The organism is Arthrobacter sp. MDT2-3 (assembly GCF_059090465.1).
The window spans coordinates 579,424-602,705 of record NZ_JBNHFS010000003.1; the positions used below are offsets into that span (position 1 = coordinate 579,424).

Genomic DNA, 23,282 nt, shown 5'->3' on the forward strand with positions numbered 1-23,282 from the left:
CCAGTCTACGGAGTTAATGTGAGTAATTCAGAATAAGGTGGGCGATCTCACGGGGACTTCGTCCGTCCTTCCTGTGACCGTCAGAAGTGTTTGTTTTCCGTTGGGCCAGGCCATACCGTAAAGGGACGCTCAGCCGAAGCAGGTGCAGCCATGCGGACTAACTCGTGGTCAACGCGCTGCCTGCTGGTGTGCTTCCTCCTGGCCGGAACCCTCGGCGGCGCCACTTCTTCCCGAGCTGTCCACCTTGGCCTCATGCCCACCCAGCCCAGCACTCCGGAGCAAACCTACGAAGCTGTGGACACCTTCCTGCGGGAGCAGATCGAAGTCCTGGGGATTCCCGGTGCCGCGGTCGCCGTCGTCCGGGACGGCACCCAGGTGCACTCCGCCGCCTTCGGCCGCGCGGACCCCTCCGGGCGGCCGATGACAGCCCAAACACCGGTACTGCTCGCCTCCACCAGCAAGTCACTGACAGCCATCGCCGTGATGCAGCAAGTGGAGGCCAGGCGACTGCGGCTGGATGAACCGGTGCAGACCTACCTGCCCTGGTTCACCCTGAACGACCCCCGTTCGCCGGCGATCACCGTCCGGCAGCTGCTCCACCAGACCAGCGGCATGTCGGCCAGGGACACCGCCTTCGAAGCGTCCCTGGCTCAAGACCAGGGAGCCCTCGAAGAAGCAGTCCGCGCGCTGGCCGGCTCCTCACTGGCGGTCGAACCGGGGCAGCGTTTCCACTATGCCAGCGCCAACTACAACATCCTTGGCCTCCTGGTGCAGACCGTCGCCAACCAGCCCTTCGGGGACTATCTGAAGCAGCACGTCTTCGGGCCCCTGGACATGGTCCACAGCCATCCCACCCGCGCCGCTGCCCGGGCGGATAACGGGGCCGCGGGGCATTCCCGCTGGTTCAGCTCGTTCTGGCTTCAGACCGACGTCCCGGCACCCACCGCCGGAATGCCCTCCAGCACCCTGTACTCCTCGGCCGAGGACCTGGGCCACGAGCTGATTGCCCTGCTCAACGGCGGGCGTTACGGGGATGCCCGGATCCTTGAGCCTGAGAGTGTAGCGGCAATGTTCGAGCCCCGGACCCGGGTGGACGAGGCGAAGGGCTACGCCATGGGCTGGTACACCCGGCCGCTCGTGGAGTCAGTCGATCCCGCAGCCCCCGCTCCGGAGGACTTGCCGCTGCTGCTGGAGCACCAGGGGGAATGGGGCAACAGCCACACTTACCTGGCCCTGGTTCCGGGCTCCGGCCTGGGCGTCGCCCTGGTCATCAACGGCAACGACACCGCCGCCCCCTCCCGGCTCAAGGCCATCGACATGAACATCCTGCGGATTCTCCACGGACAGTCCCCGGCGCCCGCCGTCGTGTATGAGGACTGGCTGCAACAATTCAGCTGGGCCGTCTCCCTGGCTTTGCTGCTGACGGAACTGCTGAGCCTGTGGCTGGCGCTCTTAGTCCTGCTCCACGGCCGGTTCGGGGCCGGCAAACGCTGGCCGCACCTGGTGTGGGCCGGCGGCACCTTGGCGCTTGATGCGTTTGCCCTGTGGCTGTGCCTCATCTATGCACCCGCCCGGTTCGACACCGATTTGCTGGTGATCATCCGCCAGTTTCCCGACGTCGGCGTCTCGCTGGTGCCCGTGCTTGGGCTGGCTGTTGTGTGGTCCATCCCGCGGACGGTATGGCTGCTCGTCACCATGCGGTCAACGCCGTGACCACCCGTCAGCGAGCGCGCGGCCTACTCCCCCATGCCGGGATGCACCGGAACGAAATCAATCGTGTTGCCGGAATTCGTTCGGCCCGCCGGAGTCCTGGAGTAGCCCCGCGCATCGAGGCCGTTCTTCGCACGGAATTCCGCGAGTGCTGCATCGTAGGCGTCGTTGAGGGTTTGCCCTGAGAACTCACCGGTGCTGCCGTCGGTGAAAGTGATCTTAATGCGGACGCTGGCCGGGTAGTGCCGGTTCATCCGGATATAGCCTTCTGCGTCCTGCTGGAGGGTAATCAAGGAGATCTGCTTTCGTTAGGGGCCAAACTCCAAGTGTGGCGCAGATTGCGAGGCACAGATACCAGCTCCGCCGCTTCGAAACACGCCGCCCTGCACGGAAGCACTTAGTTCACCGGGTAAACTTGTTGGAGGAATTGTTGGGCCAGCAGCGCCAGGTTCCGCTCCCCTCCCCCTTGAATGGAACATCCCTCATGTCCTCCGCGACTTCCGCGCCGGCGCCCCAGCGTTTCCCGCTGGCCGCCATGATGGTCCTGGCCACCATCGCCTTCACCGCCATTACCACCGAACTGCTGCCGTCCGGCCTGCTCCCGCAGATCAGCACTGGCTTGAACGTGTCCGAGCCGGTGGCGGGCTACCTTGCCGCCGCTTATGCCGCCGTCATTGTGGTCACCGTGGTGCCCGCGGCCCGGCTGCTGGCCAATGTACCGAAGCGGCCTTTGCTGGTGGCCCTTGTCCTCACCTTCGCGCTCAGCAACGCCTTGGTAGGCCTCGCGCCCGATTTCACGTTCGCGATGGTGGCACGGCTGGTGGGCGGCCTGGCGCACGGACTGCTCTGGACCACGATGGCTCCCTATGTGGCCCGCGTGGTCCCGGCCGACAAGGTGGGCAAGGCCCTGGCCATCGTCTTCAGCGGCAACAGCCTGGGCCTGGCCATTGGCGCCCCGATCGGGACGGCCTTGGGCACGGTCCTCGGCTGGCGTGCGGCTTTCCTTGCCCTCGCCGGATTCGGCGTGCTCCTCGCGGTTCTGGGCTTTTTGTTCCTCCCGTCCATGCGGCGCAGCGCCGGCGAGGTCCGCCCGTCGATGCGCGCAGCCATCGCCCAGCCTGGCGTGAAGCCCGTGGCCATCGCCTGGCCGCTGCTGGTCCTGGCCCATTTCGCGCTCTTCACCTACATCGCCCCGTATATTCGCGAGGCCGGCCTGCCCGACTACGCCATCAGCCTCTCCCTCACGGTCCTTGGCGTCTCCGGCCTGCTTGGCATCTGGATCGCGGGGCTCACCGTGGATTCGCACCCCCGCCGTTCGCTGCTGATTACGACGGCGGCAATCGCCGTTTCGATGCTCGCGTTGCCGTTCGTGGGTGGGAGCCTGCCCATCGCCCTGGCTTTGATGACCGTGTGGGGCGCGGGGCTGGGAGCCATCGGCATCTACAACCAGTCGGCCATCCTCCGGGCCGGCCGGGAGAACAAGGATGCTGCGAACGGGCTCACGGTCCTGACTATTCAGCTGGGTATCACCATTGGCGCCCTCTACGGCTCCGCTGCGCTGGTAGTGGCCGGCCCGCTACTGGTCCCGGCCGCCGCTGCCCTGCCCGTGATCGCGGCACTCGTCATCACGTACGCCGGCCGGAAGGCGGCCTACCCGCCCGGTGCGCGCGAGTCCACCTGGAAGCGGCCCAGGCCGGTCGGCGAGCGCGAGAGCAGCCACTAATCGGCGATCCGCTTCCTTTTCAGGCAGCCGCTTTCAGCACGCCTGATTCAGCGCGTCCACCGCCACTTCTGACATCTCGAGCGACTGAGGATCATCAAAACCAATCACGTACGGCTTCGGTGCCCGCGCCACAGCCATGGCAATCTGCCGCGATCCGTCGGCGCTGATCAGCGCAAGCGCAGCGTATCCCCGCACCACACCGACATGTCCGAAGTAGGCGTTGTTGGAGCAGGAGTCATAGCGGCGGACAACACCGAGCCCGTACTGCTCGTACTTCGGATGATGCATTTCCGCCACGCTTTGAGGAGTCAGCAGTGTCCCCTTCTGAAGCGCGGCGAAAAACGTGTTGAGCTCGGGGACAGTTGAGATCATTCCGGTGTCCGGGGAACCGGCGTGGAATGGAGCCAGGGCGTTGTCCACCAGCTCACCGCTGTCCGCCTTCGAGTACCCGTGGACCAGCTTCTGCGGACCGGGCTCGTCGCCCGTCATAGCGGTGTCCTGAAGCCGCAACGGCTCGATGGTGTCCGCGCGTATGACCGCACCGATCTCTTGGCCGCGCAGCTTCTCGACGAGCAGGGCCAAGGCGGAGTAGTTGGTGCCTGAGTAGCTGAAGAGGCTGCCCGATCCTCCCGTCCAAGGGTCAGCGGCGGCGGACAAGCGTTCCTCGTGGCTCCGCTTGCCATCCCCCGGATCGCCCGCCCTGAGGAGGCTTTCCCAGTAGCGCGGAATGCCGGACCGGTGGCTGAGCAGGCTGCGGATGGTGATGGGTCCCGGCGGCTTGATGATCCTCTCGAAGTCCGGAACGTGCTTCTGGATAGGATCATGCAGCTGGATTTTCCCTTCCTCCACCAGCTTCATCACGGACACCGCCACCATGGTCATGGTGATGCTGCCTACGTGCGTTTGATCGGTCAGCTGGACGGGCTCATTGGTTTCCAGGTTCCGGACTCCCTCCGCCGAGGACCACTCACCCAGCCGGGACTTCATCTGAATGACGACGGCGGTAGCTCCCCCGGCGCGGATGTCCTCGCTGTACTTCTTGAGCACGGCTGCGAACGCAGGCGCAGTTGCCGTGGCAGAGGCAGTGGCACTGGCAGACGCCGGTGTGCCCGGCGCAGTTTGTTGGTCCCGCGGGGCGGGCGCGGTAGTGCAGCCTCCAACCCCGAACAATACGAGGGCTGCGGCGGCTGCGGCCGCACCGCGGAACAGCGCGAAACGTCCTGCCTGCATCTCAAATCCCTTCGAGACGCCGTACCACAGCTGGACCCCTGGGAGACCGCCAGTTGCACCGACACTTCCGATGTTCCTCAGCGCGGGAAAGGGTGTCAAGACCGGCGGTAAGCCCCAAGGTGAACGCCCCGACCACCCCCGTTAACCCACCCTCCAACTCCCCGCATCAAAGACGCAACCTGCCCTCCCTAGCGTGGGCGGGTCACCGGCGGACAGCCGGTCCCCGTCATCCCAGGAGGAACCACCCATGCGCCAAGTCCTGACTGCCGCGGCAGCCGCCGCCCTGCTCGCCGCCATGGCGAGCCCCGCCGTCGCCGCCCCGGAGAACGAAGCCGGCACGCCGTCGTCGAACGCTGCCGGAGCCGCCACCTCCGCCCTGAAGGTAAACGAGCGCAACGGCTCCTTCGACCTGCAGAGCCACCGCGGCGGCCGCGGCGAATGGACCGAGGAGTCCCTGGCCGCATTCGCGAACTCCCTGGCGCTGGGCGTCACCACCCTCGAACTGGACACCCACCTGACCGAGGACGGCAAGGTGATCGTCTGGCACGACGACACCATCCAGGCCGCCAAGTGCATCGACACCGCAGCCGCCACCGCCGGCGACCCCGAGTTCCCGTACGTCGGCGACCGCGTGGCCGAGCTCTCCTTGGCGCAGGTCAGGACGCTCAACTGCGGCTTCGTGCAGCTGTCCGGCTACCCTGAGCAGGACGTCATCGAAGGCAACCGGATCGCCGAGCTCAAGGACGTCTACCAGCTGGTCCGCGACGCCAACGCCGGCAAGGTCCGCTTCAACGTGGAGACGAAGGTGGAGAGCAGCGAGGTTGGCGGCGCCGGCATGGAATCCCTCACCCGCGCCGTGGTGGCCGAGATCCAGGCCTCGGGCATGGCGGACCGGACCACCCTGCAGTCCTTCGACTGGTCCTCGCTGAACCTCACCAAGGAGATCGTGCCCGAGCTGCCGCTGGTGGCGCTCTCCAGCGGCGACGCCTGGATGGGCGTGGGCCAGCCCGGTGCCAGCCGCAACCTGGGCGGCATCGACATCGACGACTACGACGGTTCCCTTTCCGCGGCGGCGGCTGCCCAGGGGTACGACGCCGTCTCCCCCACGTTCCGCTCCGTCACCCCGGAGATGATCACCGAAGCCCATGACCTGGGCCTGCCCGTCATCCCGTGGACGGTGAACACCACCGCTGACATGGTCCACCTGATGGACCTGGGCGTGGACGGCATCATCACCGACTACCCCACCCGCCTGCGCACCCTCATGGAGGAGCGGGGCCTGAAGCTGCCGAAGGCATACGAAGTCAAGGGCTAACTCCCCCTGCGTGTCCGGCCCGGCGGCAGCTTCCGCACTGCTGCTGCCGGGCTTTTCCATTAGGTAATCTCTGTTCATGGACAGCGACACCCTGCTCAATTTCCTGTTGGTCCTCTTTTTCGTGCTGCTGGGCGGGGTGTTCGCCGGCACGGAGATGGCGCTGGTTTCCCTCCGCGAGAGCCAGGTACGCCGGATGGAGAAGTCTGGAAAGCGCGGCGCCCGAATCGCAGCGCTGGCCGGGAACCCCAACCGGTTCCTCTCAACGGTCCAGATCGGCGTGACGCTGTCCGGCTTCTTCTCTGCTGCCTACGGCGCCTCCACCATCGCGCCCGACGTCGAACCCCTTCTGGAAGGCATCGGTTTCGGCGCCTCCGCGGAACCGATCGCCTTCATCGGCATGACGCTGCTGGTCGCCTACCTCTCCCTGGTCCTCGGCGAACTGGTGCCCAAGAGACTGGCCATGCAGAGTGCCGTCGGCTTCACGAAAGTCCTGGCCCCGCCCCTGGGCGTCCTCTCCGAAATCATGCGGCCCGCCGTCTGGCTGCTGTCCGTGTCCACGGACGCCGTCGTGAGGCTGTTCGGAGGTGACCCGAATGCCAAGCAGGAGAGCGTCAGCTCCGAGGAGCTGTGGGACATGGTGGCTGAGAGCGAGGTGCTGGAAGAGCACAGCCGCAGCATCCTCTCGGACGTCTTCGCCGCCGGAAACCGCTCACTGCAGGAGGTCATGCGCCCCCGCACCGAGGTGACCTTCATCAATGGCAACCTCAGCATCGCCGAGGCGTTCAGCATGGTCAGGGACGCCCCCTATTCGCGCTATCCCGTGATGGACAAAACGCCCGACGACGTCCTTGGCTTCATCCACGTCCGTGACCTCGTGCCCCGGGACGGGAAGCACGACGACGGGCACGTGCGGGACATCGCGCGGGAGATCCTTCCGCTGCCGGGGACCAACAAAGTGCTGCCCTCCCTGCAGCGGATGCGGAGGCTGGGCCAGCACATCGCGCTGGTGGTGGACGAATACGGCGGCACGGACGGCATTGTCACTCTTGAGGACCTGGTCGAGGAGCTAGTGGGCGAAATCTACGACGAGTACGACGCCGGCGCGGACGCCGAGGACCGTGTTACCAGGGCCAACGGATCCCTTGACGTGGACGGCGGGCTCATCCTTCAGGAGTTCGCTTCGGCATCCGGCATCGAACTGCCGGAGGGGCATTACGAGACAGTCGCGGGGTTCGTCATTGACCGGCTGGGGCGGCTGCCGCGGACGGGAGACGGCGTGGAAGCGGACGGCCATGTGCTGACCGTAACGGCGATGGACCGGCTACGCGTCACGCGGATCCGGGTGACGCCGACGGACGGGCAGGAACCGCCGTCGACCGGGAAGTAGACCGGGAATCAGACCGGAAGCCCGCGGCGCAGAAAGCTATGGAGCGCTTCATGCGTCGTCAGTAGTATTTCCTGCTGTCGTGCTGAGGTGGACGGTCCGCGGAAGGCAAGTGCCCCGACCACGTTTGGGTACCCTTGTCGTATTTTCCGCACCGCGTGCAGCGCCGGCGGAAGGTCCCTTTCGGATCCTCTTCGAGTAGCCAATGATGTCCGAGATTCAGCTTGCAAAACAGTGACTTGAGCATGATGAAATCCATCTCGAAAAGCTCGGGTTCGGAAGTGGATCGGAACCACCGGAGCCGACTCCATTTTACGCTCTCTGGGCGTCTCACACAGTGGTGTTCATCGGTACTGCTGTCTCACACCAGGAGCTTGGCCACGAGTTCATCGCGGTTGCCCACGCCCCCCTTCTCGAAGAGCGACCTCCGATGCTCAGGTGATTGACAGGTAAATCCGCGCAGATGTGCAATTAGATTGGCTCCAGCAGTCAGCCGGAGCCAATCTACGAAGCGGCCTCCGCTTCCGTGAGGCCGCCCAAAAATTGGAGGTCCACAATGGGACAGGCACGCGAAGTCATGGATCGCCTCACCACCGCCATGAATGACAAAGACAAAGACGTGCTGGCAGCTTGCTACGCAGCAGACGCCGTTGCCTACACCCCCGACGAAGGGCAACTGAACGGGCGGGACGCCATCACCAGCTATCTCTTCCACTTCTGGGAAGCCCTGCCCGACGTGCACTACGAGTACGCGGAGAGGCACGAAGCCGGCAACGTGGCCATTGACGAGGGGTACGTGGTCGGTACGAACACCGGACCACTGCGCATGCCCTCCGGCGAAGCCCATCAGCCCACCGGCAAGCAGATCAGGATCCGGAGCTGTGACATCGCCAGGGTCGAGGGCGGGGAGATCGCCTCCCACCACTTCTACTTCGATCAAGTGGAGTTCCTGGCACAGCTCGGACTGATGCGCGAGTTGTCTTCGCACTGACGGACGCCCGGCCTGCCGTTGCCTCTTAACGGCAGGCCAGACCGTCCGGTCCAAACGCGGTTCACCTGGCGGAGCCGCCCGCCTGCGCCGGCGTCGTACGTTCCTTCAGTCAGGCGCCCTGACGCGTCCCCTCCGGCGCTAGGTGCGCTGGGCGACGTTGAGGATGTTCCCCTCGCTGTCCAGGAACCAGGCGGCCTTTCCCCAGTCGGTCGTGGCAAGGCCGTTCTCCGTCTTCAAACCGGGCTGGTCGTAATCCTCAAATACGACGCCGCGGCTCCGCAGTTCCTCCATGTCGCGTTCGATGTTGTCCGATTCCCAGCCCATCTGGGTGTGTTTCGCCGTCCCTGCGTTGTCCGTCTGATAGATGAGGAAGCTCGTTCCATTGCCGCAGCGGTACAGCAGGCTGTACTCCTCCATGGACTCGGAACTTTCCAAACCCAGCTTGTCCCGATAAAACTCCTTGGCCCGGTTGATGTCCTTCGCGGGCAGGACAGCCATAATTGCTGAGTCCTTGAGCATGATCGATTCCTTTGTGCATTGTTCGCGTTGGCGGGGATGCTCTCCCCCTTTTACGTACCCGGAATACCCCTAATCCGAGGCCGCGTGGCCGCCCGTTCCGCCATGACCGGGCCAGCCACCTGGGACCCTGCTGCGCCCCCCAGCAAGAATCGCCGCAGGGGTCCCCGACGCCTACGTGGCCATTATGGAACCGAATTCCCTGGACGGAAATAGGTAATTCATTCTCACTATGCCTGCCTTAAGCCCTTGGCGTAGGCGGCCTGCCCCACGTGCTGCAGGCAGTCCGCGATGGTGCTCACCAGCCGGACCCCGAGGGTGACCGGCGGGTGCCAACGGGTGTCTACTATGCGGTCCAGATCCTCATCGCCGAGCGTCTGCACAAACTCCACCGTTTGCCGGTGGACAGCGTCGTAGTAACCGAGCAGCAGTTCCGGCGGCGCCTGTACCGCGTCCACCTGGTCGCTTGAATGTCCGTAGCCGGTGTCGTTCCGGGACAGGGGCAGGCCGAAGCGGCCTACGAAGTCCTGCGCCGTCCACACTTGTTGCAGTCCCGCGGCGTCGGCCACCTGCACATCTTCCACCCGGGCAAGGTGCCAAATCAGCCACGCGATTGAGTTCCCGGTGCCACCGGGCCGCCGGGCCAGGGCCCCGTCGTCGAGCCCTTTGAGTGTGGCTTCCACTGTTTCCCTGATTCTGCTGAAGGAGTCCAGCAGCAGTTCATTGGACTTCATTGGTGCCCCTCATCGCTTCGGACCTGCCGAAGACCCTCTGACTAGTTCTCCTGGCCGCCGGTTTCCTCGTCAGACTTGTCGCGGGCCTCCCGCAGACGCTGCTCCAACTTGGCCTCTGCGTCCCTTCTGCGGTAGCCGATGGAGCGGGCCTGCTCAGACGTGGGATAACGGTGTTCCCGCTCCCACGCATGGTCGTTTACCCCGGTTACCGGCACAGCGGCCGCGTCCGGTTTGTTGTTTTCACTCATACCGGATGGTCTCACACCCGGGGGTGGGGCAACAGGCCCGGACCCTCCTGCGGGACACGTATTGGCGGTCAGGACGGCCCTTGCGAATCCGTCACCCCCTCTCCCCATCTGTTGTTCACCGCGCGTTTGGAACCCGGACGCCGGGGCTTCCTACTGTCGCAGGGACGGCGGCCGGAAGCGTGGCCGCGCAACAGGCAGGAAGGCAACCATGACCACCAAAATCCACCAGCCCAGCTTCAGCCGGCGGGCCGCTTTGGCAGCCGCCGGAACTCTGGGCGCGCTGGGAGCCATAGCGGCCGCGGGAACCGGGGCTACGGCAGCACCGGGCGCGAAGGCGCCGAAGCCAACCCTCGCGTTCCGCCCGGACGGCCGCTTCAGGGTAGTCCAGTTCAACGACACCCAGGACGACGAGCAAACGGACCGCCGGACCATCGAGCTGATGGACCGCACCCTGGACGCCGAGAAGCCGGACTTCGTGGTGATCAACGGCGATGTCATCAACGGCGGCTGCGATACGGAACTGGAGGTCAAGCAGGCACTGAACCACGTGGTCCAGCCGATGGAAAGCCGGAAGATCCCCTGGGCCATCACGTTCGGCAACCACGATGAGGACTCCGTGGCCAGGACCGGGATGACCGAAGCCAGGATGCTCCAGTTCCTGCAAACCTACGAATACAACGTCAATGGCGACACCACCGACGGCGTCACCGGAACGTCCAACTCGCTGCTGCTGGTCCAGTCCTCCAAATCCAAGGATCCTGCCTTCGGCCTGTGGCTCATCGACACCGGCCGCTACGCACCGGACAGCATCAACGGCCAGGACTTCGAAGGCTACCCGGACTGGGACTGGGTACGGATGGACCAGGTCACCTGGTACCGCAACCTCTCGATCGCCACCGAGCAGAAATACGGGAGGAAGATCCCGTCCCTCATGTGGGGGCACATCGCCCTTCACGAGCACCGCAACATGTGGTTCGCCAGCATCGATTCGCGGACGGACGCGGACCACCAGCGCGCCGTGAAGAAGCACCACATCACGGGCGAGCGGAACGAGGACGAGTGCCCCGGCCCCTTCAACTCCGGCCTGTTCAACGCTTTCCTCGAGCGCGGGGATGTGCGCGGCTACTTCGTGGGCCACGACCACGTCAACACCTACGTGGGCAACTACTATGGCGTGGAACTTGGCTACGGTCCTGGGACAGGTTTCGGCGCCTACGGGCTGCCGGGCGCCGACCGCAACAGGCTCCGCGGCGCGCGCGTCTTCGAACTGGACGAGAACCACGCGGGAATATACAAGGAGACACGGCTCGTTTTCGCCAAGGACCTGGGCATTGACCTGACGGCGAATGACCAGCCGATCTCTCCCCTGCCCCTGGGACCGGCACAGCTCTAGCGGCTGCTTCCTTACGTTTTCAGAAAGTACGACGGCGCAGGCTTCCATCGCAGGCCACCCCTTGGGCGTGACGCCTTGCCCGCCGGGATCACCCCTTCCGCTCCCAGCCGGATCGGGGAACCATAGGTTTTGGGAGAAGGAGTTCACCGGTGAGTTATGTAAAGGACCCCCGCGTTGACCAGTACATCGACGTGCTTCCGCCCTGGCAGCAGGACATCTGCCGGCAGGTGCGGGACCTGGTCCACGCCGCCGATCCCGCGGTCGAGGAGACCATCAAACGCACCGTCCAGCCGTACTTTGTCCTGCAGGGCAACATCTGTGCGCTGCTCGCGGCGAAGGACCACGTCAACGTGTTCCTGTACGACGGCGGCATCACCCCGGACCCGCACAACATCATCACCGGGGGCCACGGCAACAAGACCGGCAGGATGATTTCGTGCTACGAGGGTGAGCCGGTCAACGAGGAAGCCCTGGTGGAGATGTTCCGCGCGATTATCACCAACAACCGCGCCGGCGGCTGGCGGAAAATCAAGGCGGGACAGTAACAACCACGGAGATGCCCGCGTGTTGTCAAGGTCAGGTCACCTTCCCGTCTCAGTTCCGGGTCGGCCGGATATTCAGTTCGCCCGGCCAGTGGGGTGGTTCCCACTCCTGGTGTTCGCTGTTGTAGTGCCTGCCGGTGGGTGAGGTCCAGCCGGGTGGTTCGGTTGTGGTGGCTGGTGTTGGTTTCCAGCCGCCGGTGTGTCGGAGTTTGTGGTGTCTGGGGCAGGGCTGGCCCAGGTTCGATATGCCGGTGGTGCCGCCTTGGTGCCAGGCGAGGAGGTGGTCTGCTTCGTTGTCCAGGGAGTTGTTGCTGCAGCCCGGGAACGGGCATTTGCCGTCCCGCAACCGCAGCCAGTTCCGCATGGCCATGGTCAGCCGGTAGCTGGTCCGGCCGATCTCCAACGGAGCCCCGTCCCGCGGATCCACCAACACCCGGTAGAACGAGCCGGCCCCGTTAGCGACCAGGGTCCGTGCCATCGACGCCGGGATCGGGCCGTGCCCGTCCAGCATCGCCGGCTCGTCAGTGAAGCCCAGCAGGGAGAACACAGGCACGGTGACCAGGACTTGTGCCCGAATAAATGATCCCTGCCCGGGACCGGTTCCCACCCCGCCGGCGTCGCCGGTGCTGCCGGGGCCGCGGTTGCTGCTGTTTCCGCTGCTGAGGAGAGCGGAAGAATACGTGTCCGCCCGGAGCTGGGTGAGGGTGCGGGTTTCGTACGGTCCCTGCATGCCCCGGGAGATGGCCGTAAGCCGGTTCCAGCCCGCCAACGCCTGGTCGGCGGGCAAGTAGGCGGAGAGCCAGGCCATTCCGTCCTGATCCGGCCGGTACTCCACCCGCCGGTCCGCCACGCCCTTGGCGTGGTGGACTTCGATGGACTCGGCGTGGTGGCGTTCCCGCCAGGTCCGGGCTTTGGCTTTGAACCGGTACGCCGGCATCTGCCCGATCGTTGCCGCGGCGGCCGGTCTCGGTGTGTCCGGGTCCAGGAAGTGGTCCTCCAAGGCCCCGGCCCCGGCCGGATCCAAAGTTGCGGTCTCATCGACCATCACCCTGGCGTGCTGCCAGGAGATCGTTCCGCGTTGCAGGGCCGCCAGCGTCCTGGGCAAGGAAGTGGTCAGGGCGTAGGATGCGGCCAGCAGCGCGCCGGCGGCCCGGTCACTGAGGGCCAGGACACTGCCGATTTCCGCCGCGTTCGCCATTTCCTGTCCCTGAACGGGCGCGTCCGGCGCCACGGCGGCCCGCGCAGCGTCGGCGTATGTCCCGGTGGCCTTGGCCAATAATCCCGACACCCGGGCCTGGACCCCGGCGCCGCCGGCAAGGATGTCCAGGCAACCATCGGCAAGGCCGGCTAACGGATCAGCCTCCGAGAACGGCTCGGAACCCAACCCATCCGCCTCAGCAGTGAGCACAGCAAGAGCGGCATTGATGTCCTCGAACGCCTTCACCACCGCCGCTTTCCCCATAAACCAATCATGACAACGGGGTCTGACAATTGCCGGAGAGGGCTCCCGTCCGGATTCGCAGAGGCGGAAGGCTAGTCCGACGGCGCCTCGGCCAAGGAGAGGCTGTTGCCGTCCGGATCAAGGACGACGACGTGGCGCACCCCGTTGCCGTAGGTTTCCACCGGCTCGTGCTCAACGCCGTGGGCGGCGAGGCGGGAAAGAATGTCATCAAGGCCGTCCAGAGCCGATATCACCTGATCCTAGTCCCGGGTCCAGCCGATTTTCCTGAGCCAACCGGTCAGGATGGGGAGCAACACTGAACTGTGCATGGCGCCAAGGTGGTCCAGCCCGGGAAGGACCTGCACGTCCCAGCCAGCGGCGGTGAGCGCGTCGCGGTGCCTGGCCAGCGGCTCCCCGATGCTCACCCGGACACCACCCCACTGCGGGCTGTAGTCGATCTGGTCCTCGGACCCGGCAAAGGCAAGCCGGAACAGGCCAGGCGGCACTGCGGCGGCGCCGTCGTCGAAATCCTGAAGCGCCTCGTACAGGGTGACGAACTGTTGTCTCTGCGCCTCGGTGGTCTGCACGGACACCGAGTCCCAGTCCCCCGGCTCGGCGTCGTCGACCGCGACGGCGGAGGGGTCAGGTGGCTGCGTGGACGCGGCGTGGGCCGCGCGGGTGACCGCCAGCATGCTCCGGTATGGCCCGTCCCGGGGCGGAAAGCCACCCATCGCGAGCGCCCGGAGGCGGTCAGTGCGCAGGGCCAGCTGGAGGCCGGCAAGGGCCAGCCAGGAGTAGCCGTAGTAGCCAAAGGCGCCGGCGCCGCCCGCATCGGCAATGGCCAAAAAGTCGGCGGCGAGGTTCTCAGGAGTAAGGGTCTCCGCCGCGGGCTGGGCCAACCGGTGGCCCTCATAGTCCGCCACGATGAGCCGATTCGATCGGGACAGTCCTTGCATCAAAGCCGGGCCCAGTTCAGGATCGCCGCCCCACTTACGGATGGTCTCGGCCTCGGCCGGCGGATGCGGCGCGAGCCGGACCGGCAGCAGCAGCGCAGGACCCGCGCCGTGAACGGAAACAGGAATGACGGTGCCGTCATGGAGAACAGCCTCAGCGGTAGCAGCCATACCCGGCCCCTTCAGTGGAATGTTGCAACAGCTTCAGGATGGCACCGGCAACCGGGCTGCGTCCCGGATTTTCCTTTGGCTGGAATCCCAGACCGCCCATTCGGTTCCCGCAGGTAGGCAAGTAGCCTCCTCGGTTCCCGCCGCAGGCCACCGGCAAGCCGTCCCGCAGGGGGCGGTGGGTCGCATCGATCTGTAGTCCGTGTTCCTGACGTCCCCTGGCTGACCAGTAGGTTATCGGCTGTCGTTATTATTGGTAATCGATAACTAGTTGGGGGAAGCATGAAGCTGTATAAGGGCGCCGCGCGCCGGGCACGGGATAGTCGAAGGGTCGTATCCAGGACGGATGCGGTGGCGCTGATGATTGCCTCTTCCGCAGCGGCTGTTGCGACGACCGCTCTAACTATTGACGGCGTCATTGGCTTCTTTACCCGTCCCGTGACGCTGACCCTGCCGCTGTCCACCACACAAACGGCCCCTGAGGGCCTGCGCCTTGGAGCGGAAGCGCACTTCACGGCCGTCGAGGCCGCCATCCCCGCACTCCCCGCAGGCGAGGCTGTCCTGCTGGCATGGGCCGGAGCTCTCAATCACACCGGCATACTGGCCGTGCTGTTACTCCTGTTCCTGCTCGCCTTCCGATTCAAGGGCGAAAACCTGTTCACCGCGGGCTGGGTATGGATCATTGGAACCTGTGGTGCAGTCGTGGCCGTGGCCGGCAGCGTTGGGCAGGTTCTCGACCAAGTCCCCCGCAATCGCCTTGCGGAAGCTATTGGGGTAAATGCACGGACCGCGGAAGCGGGCATCAGCTTCGTGGGCCACTTCAACATTGCACCGGCAGTGGCTGGTTTTGTGCTCATCCTGGTGGCCGGAGTCTTCCAGTTCGGCGGTCGCCTGCAGAAGGACACCGAGGGCTTGGTCTGATGCCGGCCGAGGACACAACAGGCATCCATTGCCGCCTCGACGAACTGCTGGAACAGCGCGGCATCACCCTGACCGAACTAAGCAGACGCGTTGGCGTGAGCCTTGTTAATCTGTCGGTCTTGAAGAATGACAGGGCCAAAGCCATCAGGTTCTCCACACTTGCAGCCGTCTGCCGGGAGTTGGAATGCGACGTGGGAGACCTGTTGGTGACGGACCCGGCTGCTTCCCGCTAATTGCCGGACGGCTGCTCCGTTTGCAGTGCAGGCCGGACCATCCGCAGCTCGGGCACGCTTTCCCACTCGGGCGGCAGCAGGCCCCGCTTGCCGTCAGGCCGGAAGCCGTGCCGGCGGTAGAAAGCCTGAGCCCTAGGGGTGGCTTCCAGCACCCAAAGGTACGCGGGAGACTCCCCGATCGCGGCACTCAGCAACGCTGCTCCCAACCCCACGCCCTGGGCACGGCCGAGGATGTAGATCGAGTACAGCTCCAGCGGAACGGGACCATCCTCGTCGCGGCCTGGACCGGCGTCGGCAAATCCCACCACTTCATTGTTGGAATCCACGGCGATGATCCGCGGGTCAGGGCCGTCCAGGTGCTTCCGGCGGCGTTCCACCCGTTCCGGAATCGCATCGCGGCGGGCGGCGAAAAACTGCGGGGACAGCAGGTGGGGTAGCACTCCTCATGGGACAGCGTGTGCATCAGCACCACCGCCTCGGCATCTTCCGGGGTGGCCTGGCGCAGCTGATAGTCCATGCTTCAGCCTAACCAAGCGGCAGGCAACCTAACCGTCCCGGAGGGAAAGCGCCGTTCGTGCCGCCCGGGTGATACATATCAACCTCCTAAGCCTTGCCCTTCTGTGGGGACCGCAGCATACTTATTAGCAGGACTAATTAGCATTGCTAAGCATCTTCAGGAGGCGCAACGCAAGCGTGACCACCACCAAAACCGTGAACACTGAAACGCCAGAGTCGGTCAGCCCCGACAGCCTGGCCATAGACCTCCGCACGGCCGTGATGCGCACATCCCGCCGGCTCCGCGTCGAGGCAACCGGTGATGTCATCACCCCGGGCCAGTACACCGTCCTGGCCCAGCTCAACGGCAACGGGGCGCAGACCCTCCGCGCCCTCGCCGAGCGGGAGCATGTGCAGGCTCCGTCCATGACCCGGATCGTCAATGCCCTGGCAGGCCAGGGTTTTGTTTCCAGGGCCGCCAATCCCGACGACGGGCGGCAGGTCCACGTGGACATCACCGACGCGGGCCGGGCCGTTTTGGCAGAGGCCAGGAACCAGCGGACGGCCTGGTTGGCCCGGCGGGTGGCGGGGTTGAGCGAAGAGGACCGGCTGGTGCTGAGCCGCGCCGCGCACATCATGCAGGAGATGAGCGGCAAATGAGTGCGATGTTCCGGGCTTTGGAAAACCGCAACTACCGGATCTGGGCTGGCGGTGCGCTGGTGTCCAACGTCGGCACCTGGATGCAGCGGGTGGCCCAGGACTGGCTGGTCCTGACCGTCCTCACTAACCACTCAGGCGCCGCCGTCGGCATTACGACCGCCCTGCAGTTCCTTCCCATGCTGCTGCTTGGCCCGTACGGCGGGGTGCTGGCGGACCGCTACCGCAAGCGGGTGATCCTGCTGTGGACGCAGGTGGCCATGGGCCTCACCGGACTGGCGCTTGGACTGCTGGTGGTGACCGGCACCGCCCAACTGTGGCACGCCTACCTGGCCGCCCTTTGCCTGGGCATCGCCAGCGCCATCGACGCCCCCGCCCGCCAGTCCTTCGTCTCGGAGCTCGTGGGGCAGGACAACATCTCCAACGCGGTGGCGCTGAACTCCGCGTCCTTCAACACCGCCCGGCTCACCGGCCCCGCCGTCGCCGGCGTGCTCATCGCCTGGGTAGGCACCGGGCCCGTCTTCCTGCTCAACGCTGCCAGCTACGCCGCCGTCATCATCTCGCTGTTCCTGATCCGCGCCTCGGAGCTGGCCCCGGCCGCCCAGGCAGGCCGCGGGAAGCACCAGGTGGCCGAAGGCGTCCGCTATGTCCGCCAGAGGCCGGACCTCGTGCTGATTATGGTCCTGGTGGGCATCCTCGGCGCCTTTGGCATGAACTTTCCCATCATCAACGCGCTGATGACCACCACCGAGTTCGGTGTGGGCCCCAGCGAATTCGGGCTCCTCGGTTCCATCATGGCGGTGGGAACACTGGCCGGCGCGCTGCTCGCGGCACGGCGGGCCGGGCCGCGGCTGCGGTACCTGCTGGGCGGTGCGCTCGGGCTCGGGTTCTTCACGCTCCTTGGCAGCGTGTCGCCGTCGTTCTGGCTGTACGCCGCGGTGCTGATACCCGTCGGCCTGGCGTCCATCACCTTCCTGAACAGCTGCAACACCAGCATCCAGCTCTCCGTGGAGCCACAGTTCCGAGGGCGAGTGCTGGCCCTCTACCTGGCGGTCCTGCAGGGCGGAACCGCAGTGGGGGCGCCGCTGATGGGCTGGATCGGCTCTGAGTTCGGCGCGCGCTGGTCCGTAGCTGCCGGGGGTGCGGTCGTTTTAGTGACCGCCCTGGTTGCCGTGATCGTGGTCAGCAGGCGGAATCAGCTAACGTTCCGCGACAACCTACGGACCGTTTTCCGCAGGCGGCGCGAGCCCGCGGTGTAAGCACGAACCATTGTGAGGCGTTCACGGTGGCACCCACGCACAAGGGGCAGCGCCGTCGTCAGCTCTTTCTTGCGGCCACAGCCTCCGTGAGCGATTTCAGCCCGCGTCCGAAGTCCGATCCCACCAGCTTGTCCATGTTCATTCAGAGGGCGAACACCTTGGCGGGGGCAGGAATGACCACGCTGCGGCGGACCTCAAAAGTGGACATAGGCCCAGCAGCTTAGGAGCCGGCGCCGTGCCCGCACAGGCCGCCGCACCATTCGATGCGGCTATCCGCCATAACTAGCTTCGGGACGAACCGCCCAGCACCACGTTCACCGGCTCCTCGCCATCGAGCAGCAGCCCGATCTGCTGCCTGACCAGCCGGACCATCCGCGGAAACATCGCCGAGCTGGCCCCGCCAACGTGCGGGGTAATCAGCACGCCGGGGGTAGTCCACAGCGGATGGCCGGCCGGCAGCGGCTCGGGATCCGTGACGTCCAAAGCGGCGCGCAAACGGCCGGATGACGTCTCCGCCAGCAAGGCGTCGGTGTCCGCCACCGGGCCGCGGGCCACGTTTACCAGCAGGGCCCCATCGGGCATCGCAGCCAGGAATCTCGCGTCCACCAGCTGCTGCGTCTGCTCGCTCAGGGGGACGCTCACCACCACAATCTCGTGCAGCGGCAGCTGTTCATACAGCGCGTCGATCCCGAAAATCTTCCCGGCAGGGTCCTCGCGTTCGCGGCTGGCCATCCGGGTCACGTGCGTTTCGAACGGCAGGAGCCGCGCCTCAATGGCCTTGCCCACTCCCCCGTAGCCCACCAGTAGCACGCGCCGGTCCGCGAGGCTGGGCCGCTGGCTGTTGTCCCATGTCCCGCTGGCCTGGTTCCGCACGAAGTCGTCCATGCCGCGCTGGCTGGCGATCATCATTCCCAGCGCCAGTTCGGCCGTCGAAGTCTCGTGGACCCCGGCCGCGTTAGCGAAAACGCAACCGTTGGGCAGCACGTCCGCGACGCCGTCGTACCCGATCGACTGGCTCTGCACCAGCCCAACGTCCACGCCCTCCAGGGCCGCCAGCGCCGCCGGCTTGCCCATATAGGCCGGTACCAACAGGTCCAAGCGGCCTTCCGGAGCAGGGCCAGTCAGATCCCAGAGAACGAAGTCGACGCCGTCGATCGGCTCCAGCGCATCCAGCAGCTTTTGGTCGGGCAGGCACACCCGCAGCCGCCGGCTCATGCCGCCGCCACGAGCTTGTGTGAGGAATTCATAAGGTGATCCTAGTGGGCTGTCCGGCGGAAGAGCAGTTAGATGACTCCTCCCGCCAATCCGCTTTAGGCCAGCACCCGCGCTGTTGCCAGGACGATGTCCCGCTGATCACCGTAGTAGCCGGTCAGGGAGCCGTTCAGCTCCTTGAGCCAGCCGTTGCCGGCGGAGTCGAGGACAGTGGCGTCCAGGTCCAGGACTGCGGGCGCCTCGAGGATGTGCTGTGCTGCAAGGGCTGCGCGGTGAAGCAGTAGGTCCCCCATACCCACCGCCAGGCCGGATTTTTGCCCGTAGCCCGTCAGGAACGCTTCGAGGAGTTCAGGGTGCTCCGGACTGCCCGGAACTTTGCCGATCAGGTCCCGAATCGCGGAGGCGACATCGGCGGCGGCGGCCGTAAACCCGGATTCGTCGAGGTCGAAGCAGGTTGCTTTACCTTCCGACCATCTCAGGTTGTCGAGCTCAAAGTCCCCATGCCCCATGACGAGCGGCCCCGGCTCCAGGCTTTCATGCAGCCTGTTCAGGGCGTGGGCAGCGTCGGCGAGGTCCTGGTCAGAATGTGAAACCAGGCGGTCAAACACGTTCGCTTGCTCTTGGCGGCCCACGGGCTCCACCCGCCCAGCGGCCTGGTGGAACTCCGCAAGCGCTGCACCCCAGGCGGCGGCAGCGCCGGCGTCGAGCTCATCCACGTCCAGCTCTTCGCCGTCCACCCTTCGCACCACGCAGGCTGCCATCTCACCGAGAGGCGTCTGGACAAGCTCCACCGCCCGGCCCCCGCGTGACCTTGCCAGTTCCGCCACGGGTGCCCCGGCGTGGTTGAGCCGGGCATGCAGCTGCGCTCCGCGCTGCAGGCGCGCTCCCGCCGCGGACCCGGTCGGGGCGAAGCGCGCGTAGAGCACTCCACGGGCGTCCCCGCCAGGCGGAACAACGAACACGTGCGCCGCCGAGGAACGCCAGTACCGCAGGCCACCGGCGGGAATCCCCCAAGGCCGGCCAACCGCGTCTGCCGCCGGCGACCGCCACTCGTCGTCAACGGTGGTTCGCAACGCGGCGATCTGACTCAACGGCAGCATGAGAACCATCCTGACACGCACCACGCCCAGGACCGAGTGACTTTCGACCCCTCCCCCTGAACTTGATACAGGTTAATAAATGCGAGACCTACTGAATCCCGCCATGCTCCTCATTGCCGTCACGCTGGCAGTGGCCGCAGGCCTGGTCCTGTCCTTGCTGCTGCGCAAGCTCGTCCTGCGCCTCAACCGCAAGCGTCCGGAGCTCCAGGCCACCTCGCGGCGGCGCGGCAGCCGTTGCGGTGGCAGTGTGCAGCGTCCGACGGCGGTGCCTCCTCCCACCGTCCGCAGCCACTGCGCGGACTGGGAACCTCCGCCCGCCACGGCTCGCGGCCTCAGGCTGAGCCGCAGGTGTTGCAGCTTTTACCGGTTCAATCGAAGCAGTCCAGCGCTCACGGGCCTTCACCGGTCCCGGCGAGGATGTCTTCCAGGACCGGGACCAGACGGTGGCGTCCAGAAACTGAAAAAGGCTTGATAGGTGACCATATGGTCACATATCATAATTCCTATGGACGACGTGTTCAAGGCACTCTCCGACCCCACCCGGCGGGAGCTGCTCGACGAGCTCTTCCGCGAGGACGGCCAGACCCTGGGCGCTCTCGAAGGACGCTTCGACATGACCCGGTTCGGGATCGCCAAGCACCTCAAGATCCTGGAGGAAGCCGGGCTGGTGGTGACCCGGCGCCGGGGGCGAGAAAAGCTGCACTTCCTGAACCCGGTCCCGATCCGGCTCGTCCACGACCGCTGGGTGAGCAAATATGCAGAACCATGGGCCGCTGGCCTCAGCGACCTCAAATCCAGATTGGAAAGTCCCATGGAAAAAATCTTCGAAATCTACATCAAGACCACGCCGGAGCGGCTCTGGGAAGCCATCACGGACAGCGAAATCCGCAGCAAGTACCAGTTCGGGAACACCATCGAAACGGACTGGACCCCAGGCAGCAGCTTCACCATGAACAACGTCAAAGCAGGCGCACCCTTGGGTGAAGGCGAAAACCTTGAGGTGGACCCGCCGCGCCGGCTCGTGCAGACCATGCGCGCCCTCTGGGGCGAGGACGTCAAGGCCGAGGGGACCTCGAAGGTCACCTGGGACATCGAGCCGGTGGGCGATTCCTGCCGCCTCACCGTAACCCACAGCGACCTCCGCGAGGGCGCCAACGAACAGCTCTACGGCGGCTGGCCAATGATTCTGTCCGGCCTGAAGACCTGGCTGGAAACCGGCGAGAAACTCACCACGCCCGGCTCGCTGATGTACACCTGAACCGGTGCTGCACAGCTGAGGAACCGACGCCGGCGGGAGGCGCCGAGGAGGAATGGAAACTGCTGCTCTGCGGGCGCAGCCCATCAGCCGGGGGCGCGCGATCGGGGGGGGTTGGGCGCGCTATCCGGCCGGCGGCCGGTTGGTGCCGTCCCATCCCCTGCGCCGCAGGTTGCGTGTGGCCACCAGCGAACCCCCGATGAACAGCACACCCAGGACCACGGTGGCAACACCCACGTAGAACCATCCGCCCCGGCCGAAGATCATCAGCGCGGCGCCGAGGATGCACAGGCCTTTCGCCGTGATATCCAGGTACAGCTGCACCTTTGGATTGTCCATAACTCCACGATAGACCCCACGCCGGCAGCCCGTCCCGGGCCCTCGACGCCCCGGCCCTACTCCGTGCGCTGCCGCCACAGCAGGAACACCGCGAACGTCACCAGGCACAGGACCAGCATGGCGAGCACCATGCGTGCCCAGCTTCCCTGGTCCACGCCGCCGGCCGCGAAAACGCCGATCATCACAGTGGCGGTGATGGCACCGACGTACCGGCAGGTTTGGTAGATCCCTGCCGCGACGCCACGTTCCTGCGGCCGGGTGGAGACAAACATGCCTTGGTTCGTGGCAATACTCACCGTTCCGTAGGGGACGCCCATCAGGGCAGTCAGCACCACCACCAGCGGGATCACGAGCGTTCCGGTCAGCAGCCACATAAGCGCGGCCGCCGCAGTCAGGAGCACGACGCCGGCAATCAGCACCCGCCGCACGCCGAACCTGCCCATCGCCCTGACTGCCCACGGGGTGGCGACCACCGACATCGTGGCCAGCGGCAGCATCAGCAGGCCAACGACGCCGGGATCGTAGCCGCCCGCTTCCTGCAGCAGCTGGGGCAGGCCGAAGAACGCAAAGTAGTAGACGCTGCTGAACACTGCGAAGCCCAGGTAGATCAGCATCAGCGGCCGGTTGCGCCCCAGCAGCCGCAGGTCCAGGAAGGGACGGTTGAACCGCAGCTCGCGCCAGGCGAACAACACACCGATCGCAGTTCCGGCGGCCAGCATCCACCAGCGGTAGCCGGGCGCCACGTTCAACGCAGCCATCATCACCAGGAGCAGGGCGGACACGAAACCCAGGATTCCCGGGATGTCCGAGTCCCTGACAAGCTCGGCGATGCTGCCACGTTCCCGCGTCTCATCGTGCGGCGCCGCCTGCCTGACGATCAGCAACGCGGCCAGCGCCAGCGGCACGTTGATCAGGAACAGCGCTTCCCAACCCACGAAACTGACCAGGAGGCCGCCCACTACCGGGCCCACTGCCGCCGCCGAAGTGTTGGCCATCTGGAGCCGGCCCAGCGGGCGCGCGGAATCCACCTTGGCCCGGTGCGCGACGGCTCCCACCATCACCACCGCGCTGGGATAAGCGGTGGCCGTGCCCAGCGCCATCACGGCCCGCGCCACGCAGAGCAGGGCGAAGTTCGGTGCGAGCGGAGCCAGCGCGCAGGTGACGGCAACCAGTGCCATGCCCAGCATAAACATCCGGCGCGGTCCGAACCTGTCGGCCAGCCTGCCCATTACCGGCTGCCCGGCCGCCGAGGCGAGGTAGAACGAGGTGACCACCCAGGTGACGGCGGCGACGTCGAGCCCGAAGTCTGCGCGGAGCACCACCAGGGCAACGGCGATCATCGAGGAGTTGAGGGGGTTCAGTGCCGTGCCCAGGCTGAGGCCGGCGACGGCCAGGGCAGTCCGGGGTTTGTTGCTCACGGAAACAGTCTGGTGCACCCGAACCGGCATGTGCGACTTTGATGA

Annotated in this window: 25 protein-coding genes; 12 read left to right on the forward strand and 13 right to left on the reverse strand. The window is 65.8% G+C overall.

Going from position 1 to position 23,282, the window contains the following annotated elements; genetic code table 11:
- Positions 1-150: 150 nt before the first annotated feature.
- Positions 151-1,713 carry a serine hydrolase domain-containing protein gene (locus AC5RUQ_RS12515; protein WP_493947637.1) on the forward strand — a complete coding sequence of 521 codons (1,563 nt, stop codon included), beginning with the start codon at positions 151-153 and terminating at the stop codon, positions 1,711-1,713.
- Positions 1,714-1,736: 23 nt separating this feature from the next.
- Here AC5RUQ_RS12515 and AC5RUQ_RS12520 read toward each other — a convergent pair whose 3' ends face one another.
- Positions 1,737-2,003 carry a hypothetical protein gene (locus AC5RUQ_RS12520; RefSeq protein WP_493947639.1) on the reverse strand — a complete coding sequence of 89 codons (267 nt, stop codon included), beginning with the start codon at positions 2,001-2,003 and terminating at the stop codon, positions 1,737-1,739.
- A 191-nt stretch (positions 2,004-2,194) separates the two neighbouring features.
- Here AC5RUQ_RS12520 and AC5RUQ_RS12525 point away from each other — a divergent pair, with 191 nt between their 5' ends.
- Entirely contained in the window at positions 2,195-3,433 is a 1,239-nt protein-coding gene (locus AC5RUQ_RS12525; RefSeq protein WP_493947640.1) for an MFS transporter, read from the forward strand.
- 33 nt (positions 3,434-3,466) lie between these two features.
- Here AC5RUQ_RS12525 and AC5RUQ_RS12530 read toward each other — a convergent pair whose 3' ends face one another.
- The gene (locus AC5RUQ_RS12530; protein ID WP_493947641.1) at positions 3,467-4,663 is read right to left on the reverse strand and encodes a serine hydrolase domain-containing protein; all 1,197 of its coding nucleotides are present in this window, start codon (positions 4,661-4,663) and stop codon (positions 3,467-3,469) included.
- Positions 4,664-4,910: 247 nt separating this feature from the next.
- On the opposite strand from AC5RUQ_RS12530, the gene AC5RUQ_RS12535 reads away from it, so the two are divergent.
- The 3 genes from AC5RUQ_RS12535 (at position 4,911) to AC5RUQ_RS12545 (ending at position 8,353) form a co-directional block, all read left to right on the forward strand.
- Positions 4,911-5,978: a glycerophosphodiester phosphodiesterase family protein gene (locus AC5RUQ_RS12535; protein WP_493947642.1), complete on the forward strand. Its 1,068-nt coding sequence runs from the start codon at positions 4,911-4,913 to the stop codon at positions 5,976-5,978.
- 76 nt (positions 5,979-6,054) lie between these two features.
- Positions 6,055-7,365 carry a hemolysin family protein gene (locus tag AC5RUQ_RS12540; RefSeq protein ID WP_493947643.1) on the forward strand — a complete coding sequence of 437 codons (1,311 nt, stop codon included), beginning with the start codon at positions 6,055-6,057 and terminating at the stop codon, positions 7,363-7,365.
- A 553-nt stretch (positions 7,366-7,918) separates the two neighbouring features.
- Positions 7,919-8,353: an ester cyclase gene (locus tag AC5RUQ_RS12545; RefSeq protein WP_493947645.1), complete on the forward strand. Its 435-nt coding sequence runs from the start codon at positions 7,919-7,921 to the stop codon at positions 8,351-8,353.
- A 138-nt stretch (positions 8,354-8,491) separates the two neighbouring features.
- Here the strand turns inward: AC5RUQ_RS12545 and AC5RUQ_RS12550 are convergent, their stop codons facing one another.
- The 3 genes from AC5RUQ_RS12550 to AC5RUQ_RS12560 form a co-directional block, all read right to left on the reverse strand.
- Positions 8,492-8,872 carry a VOC family protein gene (locus AC5RUQ_RS12550; RefSeq protein WP_493947646.1) on the reverse strand — a complete coding sequence of 127 codons (381 nt, stop codon included), beginning with the start codon at positions 8,870-8,872 and terminating at the stop codon, positions 8,492-8,494.
- A gap of 227 nt (positions 8,873-9,099) precedes the next feature.
- Positions 9,100-9,603: a mycothiol transferase gene (locus AC5RUQ_RS12555; RefSeq protein WP_493947647.1), complete on the reverse strand. Its 504-nt coding sequence runs from the start codon at positions 9,601-9,603 to the stop codon at positions 9,100-9,102.
- A gap of 41 nt (positions 9,604-9,644) precedes the next feature.
- Positions 9,645-9,851, reverse strand: a complete 207-nt coding sequence (locus AC5RUQ_RS12560) for a hypothetical protein (RefSeq protein WP_493947649.1) — start codon at positions 9,849-9,851, stop codon at positions 9,645-9,647.
- Positions 9,852-10,059: 208 nt separating this feature from the next.
- On the opposite strand from AC5RUQ_RS12560, the gene AC5RUQ_RS12565 reads away from it, so the two are divergent.
- Together AC5RUQ_RS12565 and AC5RUQ_RS12570 are read left to right on the forward strand one after the other, a co-directional pair.
- Positions 10,060-11,244 (forward strand): metallophosphoesterase family protein, encoded by a 1,185-nt coding sequence (locus AC5RUQ_RS12565; RefSeq protein WP_493947650.1) that lies wholly within the window; start codon positions 10,060-10,062, stop codon positions 11,242-11,244.
- Between the two features lie 149 nt (positions 11,245-11,393).
- Positions 11,394-11,789, forward strand: coding sequence for a DUF1801 domain-containing protein (locus AC5RUQ_RS12570; protein ID WP_493947651.1), 396 nt, complete (start codon positions 11,394-11,396; stop codon positions 11,787-11,789).
- 49 nt (positions 11,790-11,838) lie between these two features.
- Here AC5RUQ_RS12570 and AC5RUQ_RS12575 read toward each other — a convergent pair whose 3' ends face one another.
- The 3 genes from AC5RUQ_RS12575 to AC5RUQ_RS12585 form a co-directional block, all read right to left on the reverse strand.
- The gene (locus tag AC5RUQ_RS12575) at positions 11,839-13,248 is read right to left on the reverse strand and encodes an HNH endonuclease signature motif containing protein (protein ID WP_493947653.1); all 1,410 of its coding nucleotides are present in this window, start codon (positions 13,246-13,248) and stop codon (positions 11,839-11,841) included.
- Positions 13,249-13,319: 71 nt separating this feature from the next.
- Positions 13,320-13,481 (reverse strand): VOC family protein, encoded by a 162-nt coding sequence (locus AC5RUQ_RS12580; protein ID WP_493947654.1) that lies wholly within the window; start codon positions 13,479-13,481, stop codon positions 13,320-13,322.
- Positions 13,482-13,487: 6 nt separating this feature from the next.
- Positions 13,488-14,351 carry an alpha/beta hydrolase gene (locus AC5RUQ_RS12585; protein ID WP_493947655.1) on the reverse strand — a complete coding sequence of 288 codons (864 nt, stop codon included), beginning with the start codon at positions 14,349-14,351 and terminating at the stop codon, positions 13,488-13,490.
- A gap of 279 nt (positions 14,352-14,630) precedes the next feature.
- Between AC5RUQ_RS12585 and AC5RUQ_RS12590 the strand changes: the two genes are divergently transcribed.
- Positions 14,631-15,269 carry a hypothetical protein gene (locus tag AC5RUQ_RS12590; protein ID WP_493947656.1) on the forward strand — a complete coding sequence of 213 codons (639 nt, stop codon included), beginning with the start codon at positions 14,631-14,633 and terminating at the stop codon, positions 15,267-15,269.
- Complete coding sequence (locus tag AC5RUQ_RS12595; RefSeq protein ID WP_430227888.1) at positions 15,269-15,502, forward strand: helix-turn-helix domain-containing protein; 234 nt, start codon at positions 15,269-15,271, stop codon at positions 15,500-15,502. The genes AC5RUQ_RS12590 and AC5RUQ_RS12595 overlap by 1 nt, the downstream gene beginning before the upstream one ends.
- Here AC5RUQ_RS12595 and AC5RUQ_RS12600 read toward each other — a convergent pair.
- The gene (locus tag AC5RUQ_RS12600) at positions 15,499-15,942 is read right to left on the reverse strand and encodes a GNAT family N-acetyltransferase (protein WP_493947658.1); all 444 of its coding nucleotides are present in this window, start codon (positions 15,940-15,942) and stop codon (positions 15,499-15,501) included. The two genes, AC5RUQ_RS12595 and AC5RUQ_RS12600, sit on opposite strands and share 4 nt — an antisense overlap.
- Positions 15,943-16,195: 253 nt before the next feature.
- On the opposite strand from AC5RUQ_RS12600, the gene AC5RUQ_RS12605 reads away from it, so the two are divergent.
- On the forward strand, positions 16,196-16,657 hold the full coding sequence (locus AC5RUQ_RS12605) for a MarR family winged helix-turn-helix transcriptional regulator (RefSeq protein WP_493947660.1): 462 nt from the start codon (positions 16,196-16,198) through the stop codon (positions 16,655-16,657).
- Complete coding sequence (locus AC5RUQ_RS12610; RefSeq protein ID WP_493947661.1) at positions 16,654-17,913, forward strand: MFS transporter; 1,260 nt, start codon at positions 16,654-16,656, stop codon at positions 17,911-17,913. The genes AC5RUQ_RS12605 and AC5RUQ_RS12610 overlap by 4 nt, the downstream gene beginning before the upstream one ends.
- A gap of 282 nt (positions 17,914-18,195) precedes the next feature.
- Here the strand turns inward: AC5RUQ_RS12610 and AC5RUQ_RS12615 are convergent, their stop codons facing one another.
- Together AC5RUQ_RS12615 and AC5RUQ_RS12620 are read right to left on the reverse strand one after the other, a co-directional pair.
- Positions 18,196-19,128, reverse strand: coding sequence for a 2-hydroxyacid dehydrogenase (locus tag AC5RUQ_RS12615; RefSeq protein ID WP_493947663.1), 933 nt, complete (start codon positions 19,126-19,128; stop codon positions 18,196-18,198).
- Positions 19,129-19,223: 95 nt separating this feature from the next.
- The gene (locus AC5RUQ_RS12620; protein ID WP_493947665.1) at positions 19,224-20,225 is read right to left on the reverse strand and encodes a phosphotransferase; all 1,002 of its coding nucleotides are present in this window, start codon (positions 20,223-20,225) and stop codon (positions 19,224-19,226) included.
- 505 nt (positions 20,226-20,730) lie between these two features.
- On the opposite strand from AC5RUQ_RS12620, the gene AC5RUQ_RS12625 reads away from it, so the two are divergent.
- Complete coding sequence (locus AC5RUQ_RS12625) at positions 20,731-21,483, forward strand: ArsR/SmtB family transcription factor (RefSeq protein ID WP_493947666.1); 753 nt, start codon at positions 20,731-20,733, stop codon at positions 21,481-21,483.
- A 120-nt stretch (positions 21,484-21,603) separates the two neighbouring features.
- Here the strand turns inward: AC5RUQ_RS12625 and AC5RUQ_RS12630 are convergent, their stop codons facing one another.
- Positions 21,604-21,819, reverse strand: coding sequence for a hypothetical protein (locus tag AC5RUQ_RS12630; protein WP_163165516.1), 216 nt, complete (start codon positions 21,817-21,819; stop codon positions 21,604-21,606).
- Between the two features lie 56 nt (positions 21,820-21,875).
- Positions 21,876-23,237, reverse strand: a complete 1,362-nt coding sequence (locus tag AC5RUQ_RS12635) for an MFS transporter (protein ID WP_493947668.1) — start codon at positions 23,235-23,237, stop codon at positions 21,876-21,878.
- Between the last annotated feature and the right edge of the window lie 45 nt (positions 23,238-23,282).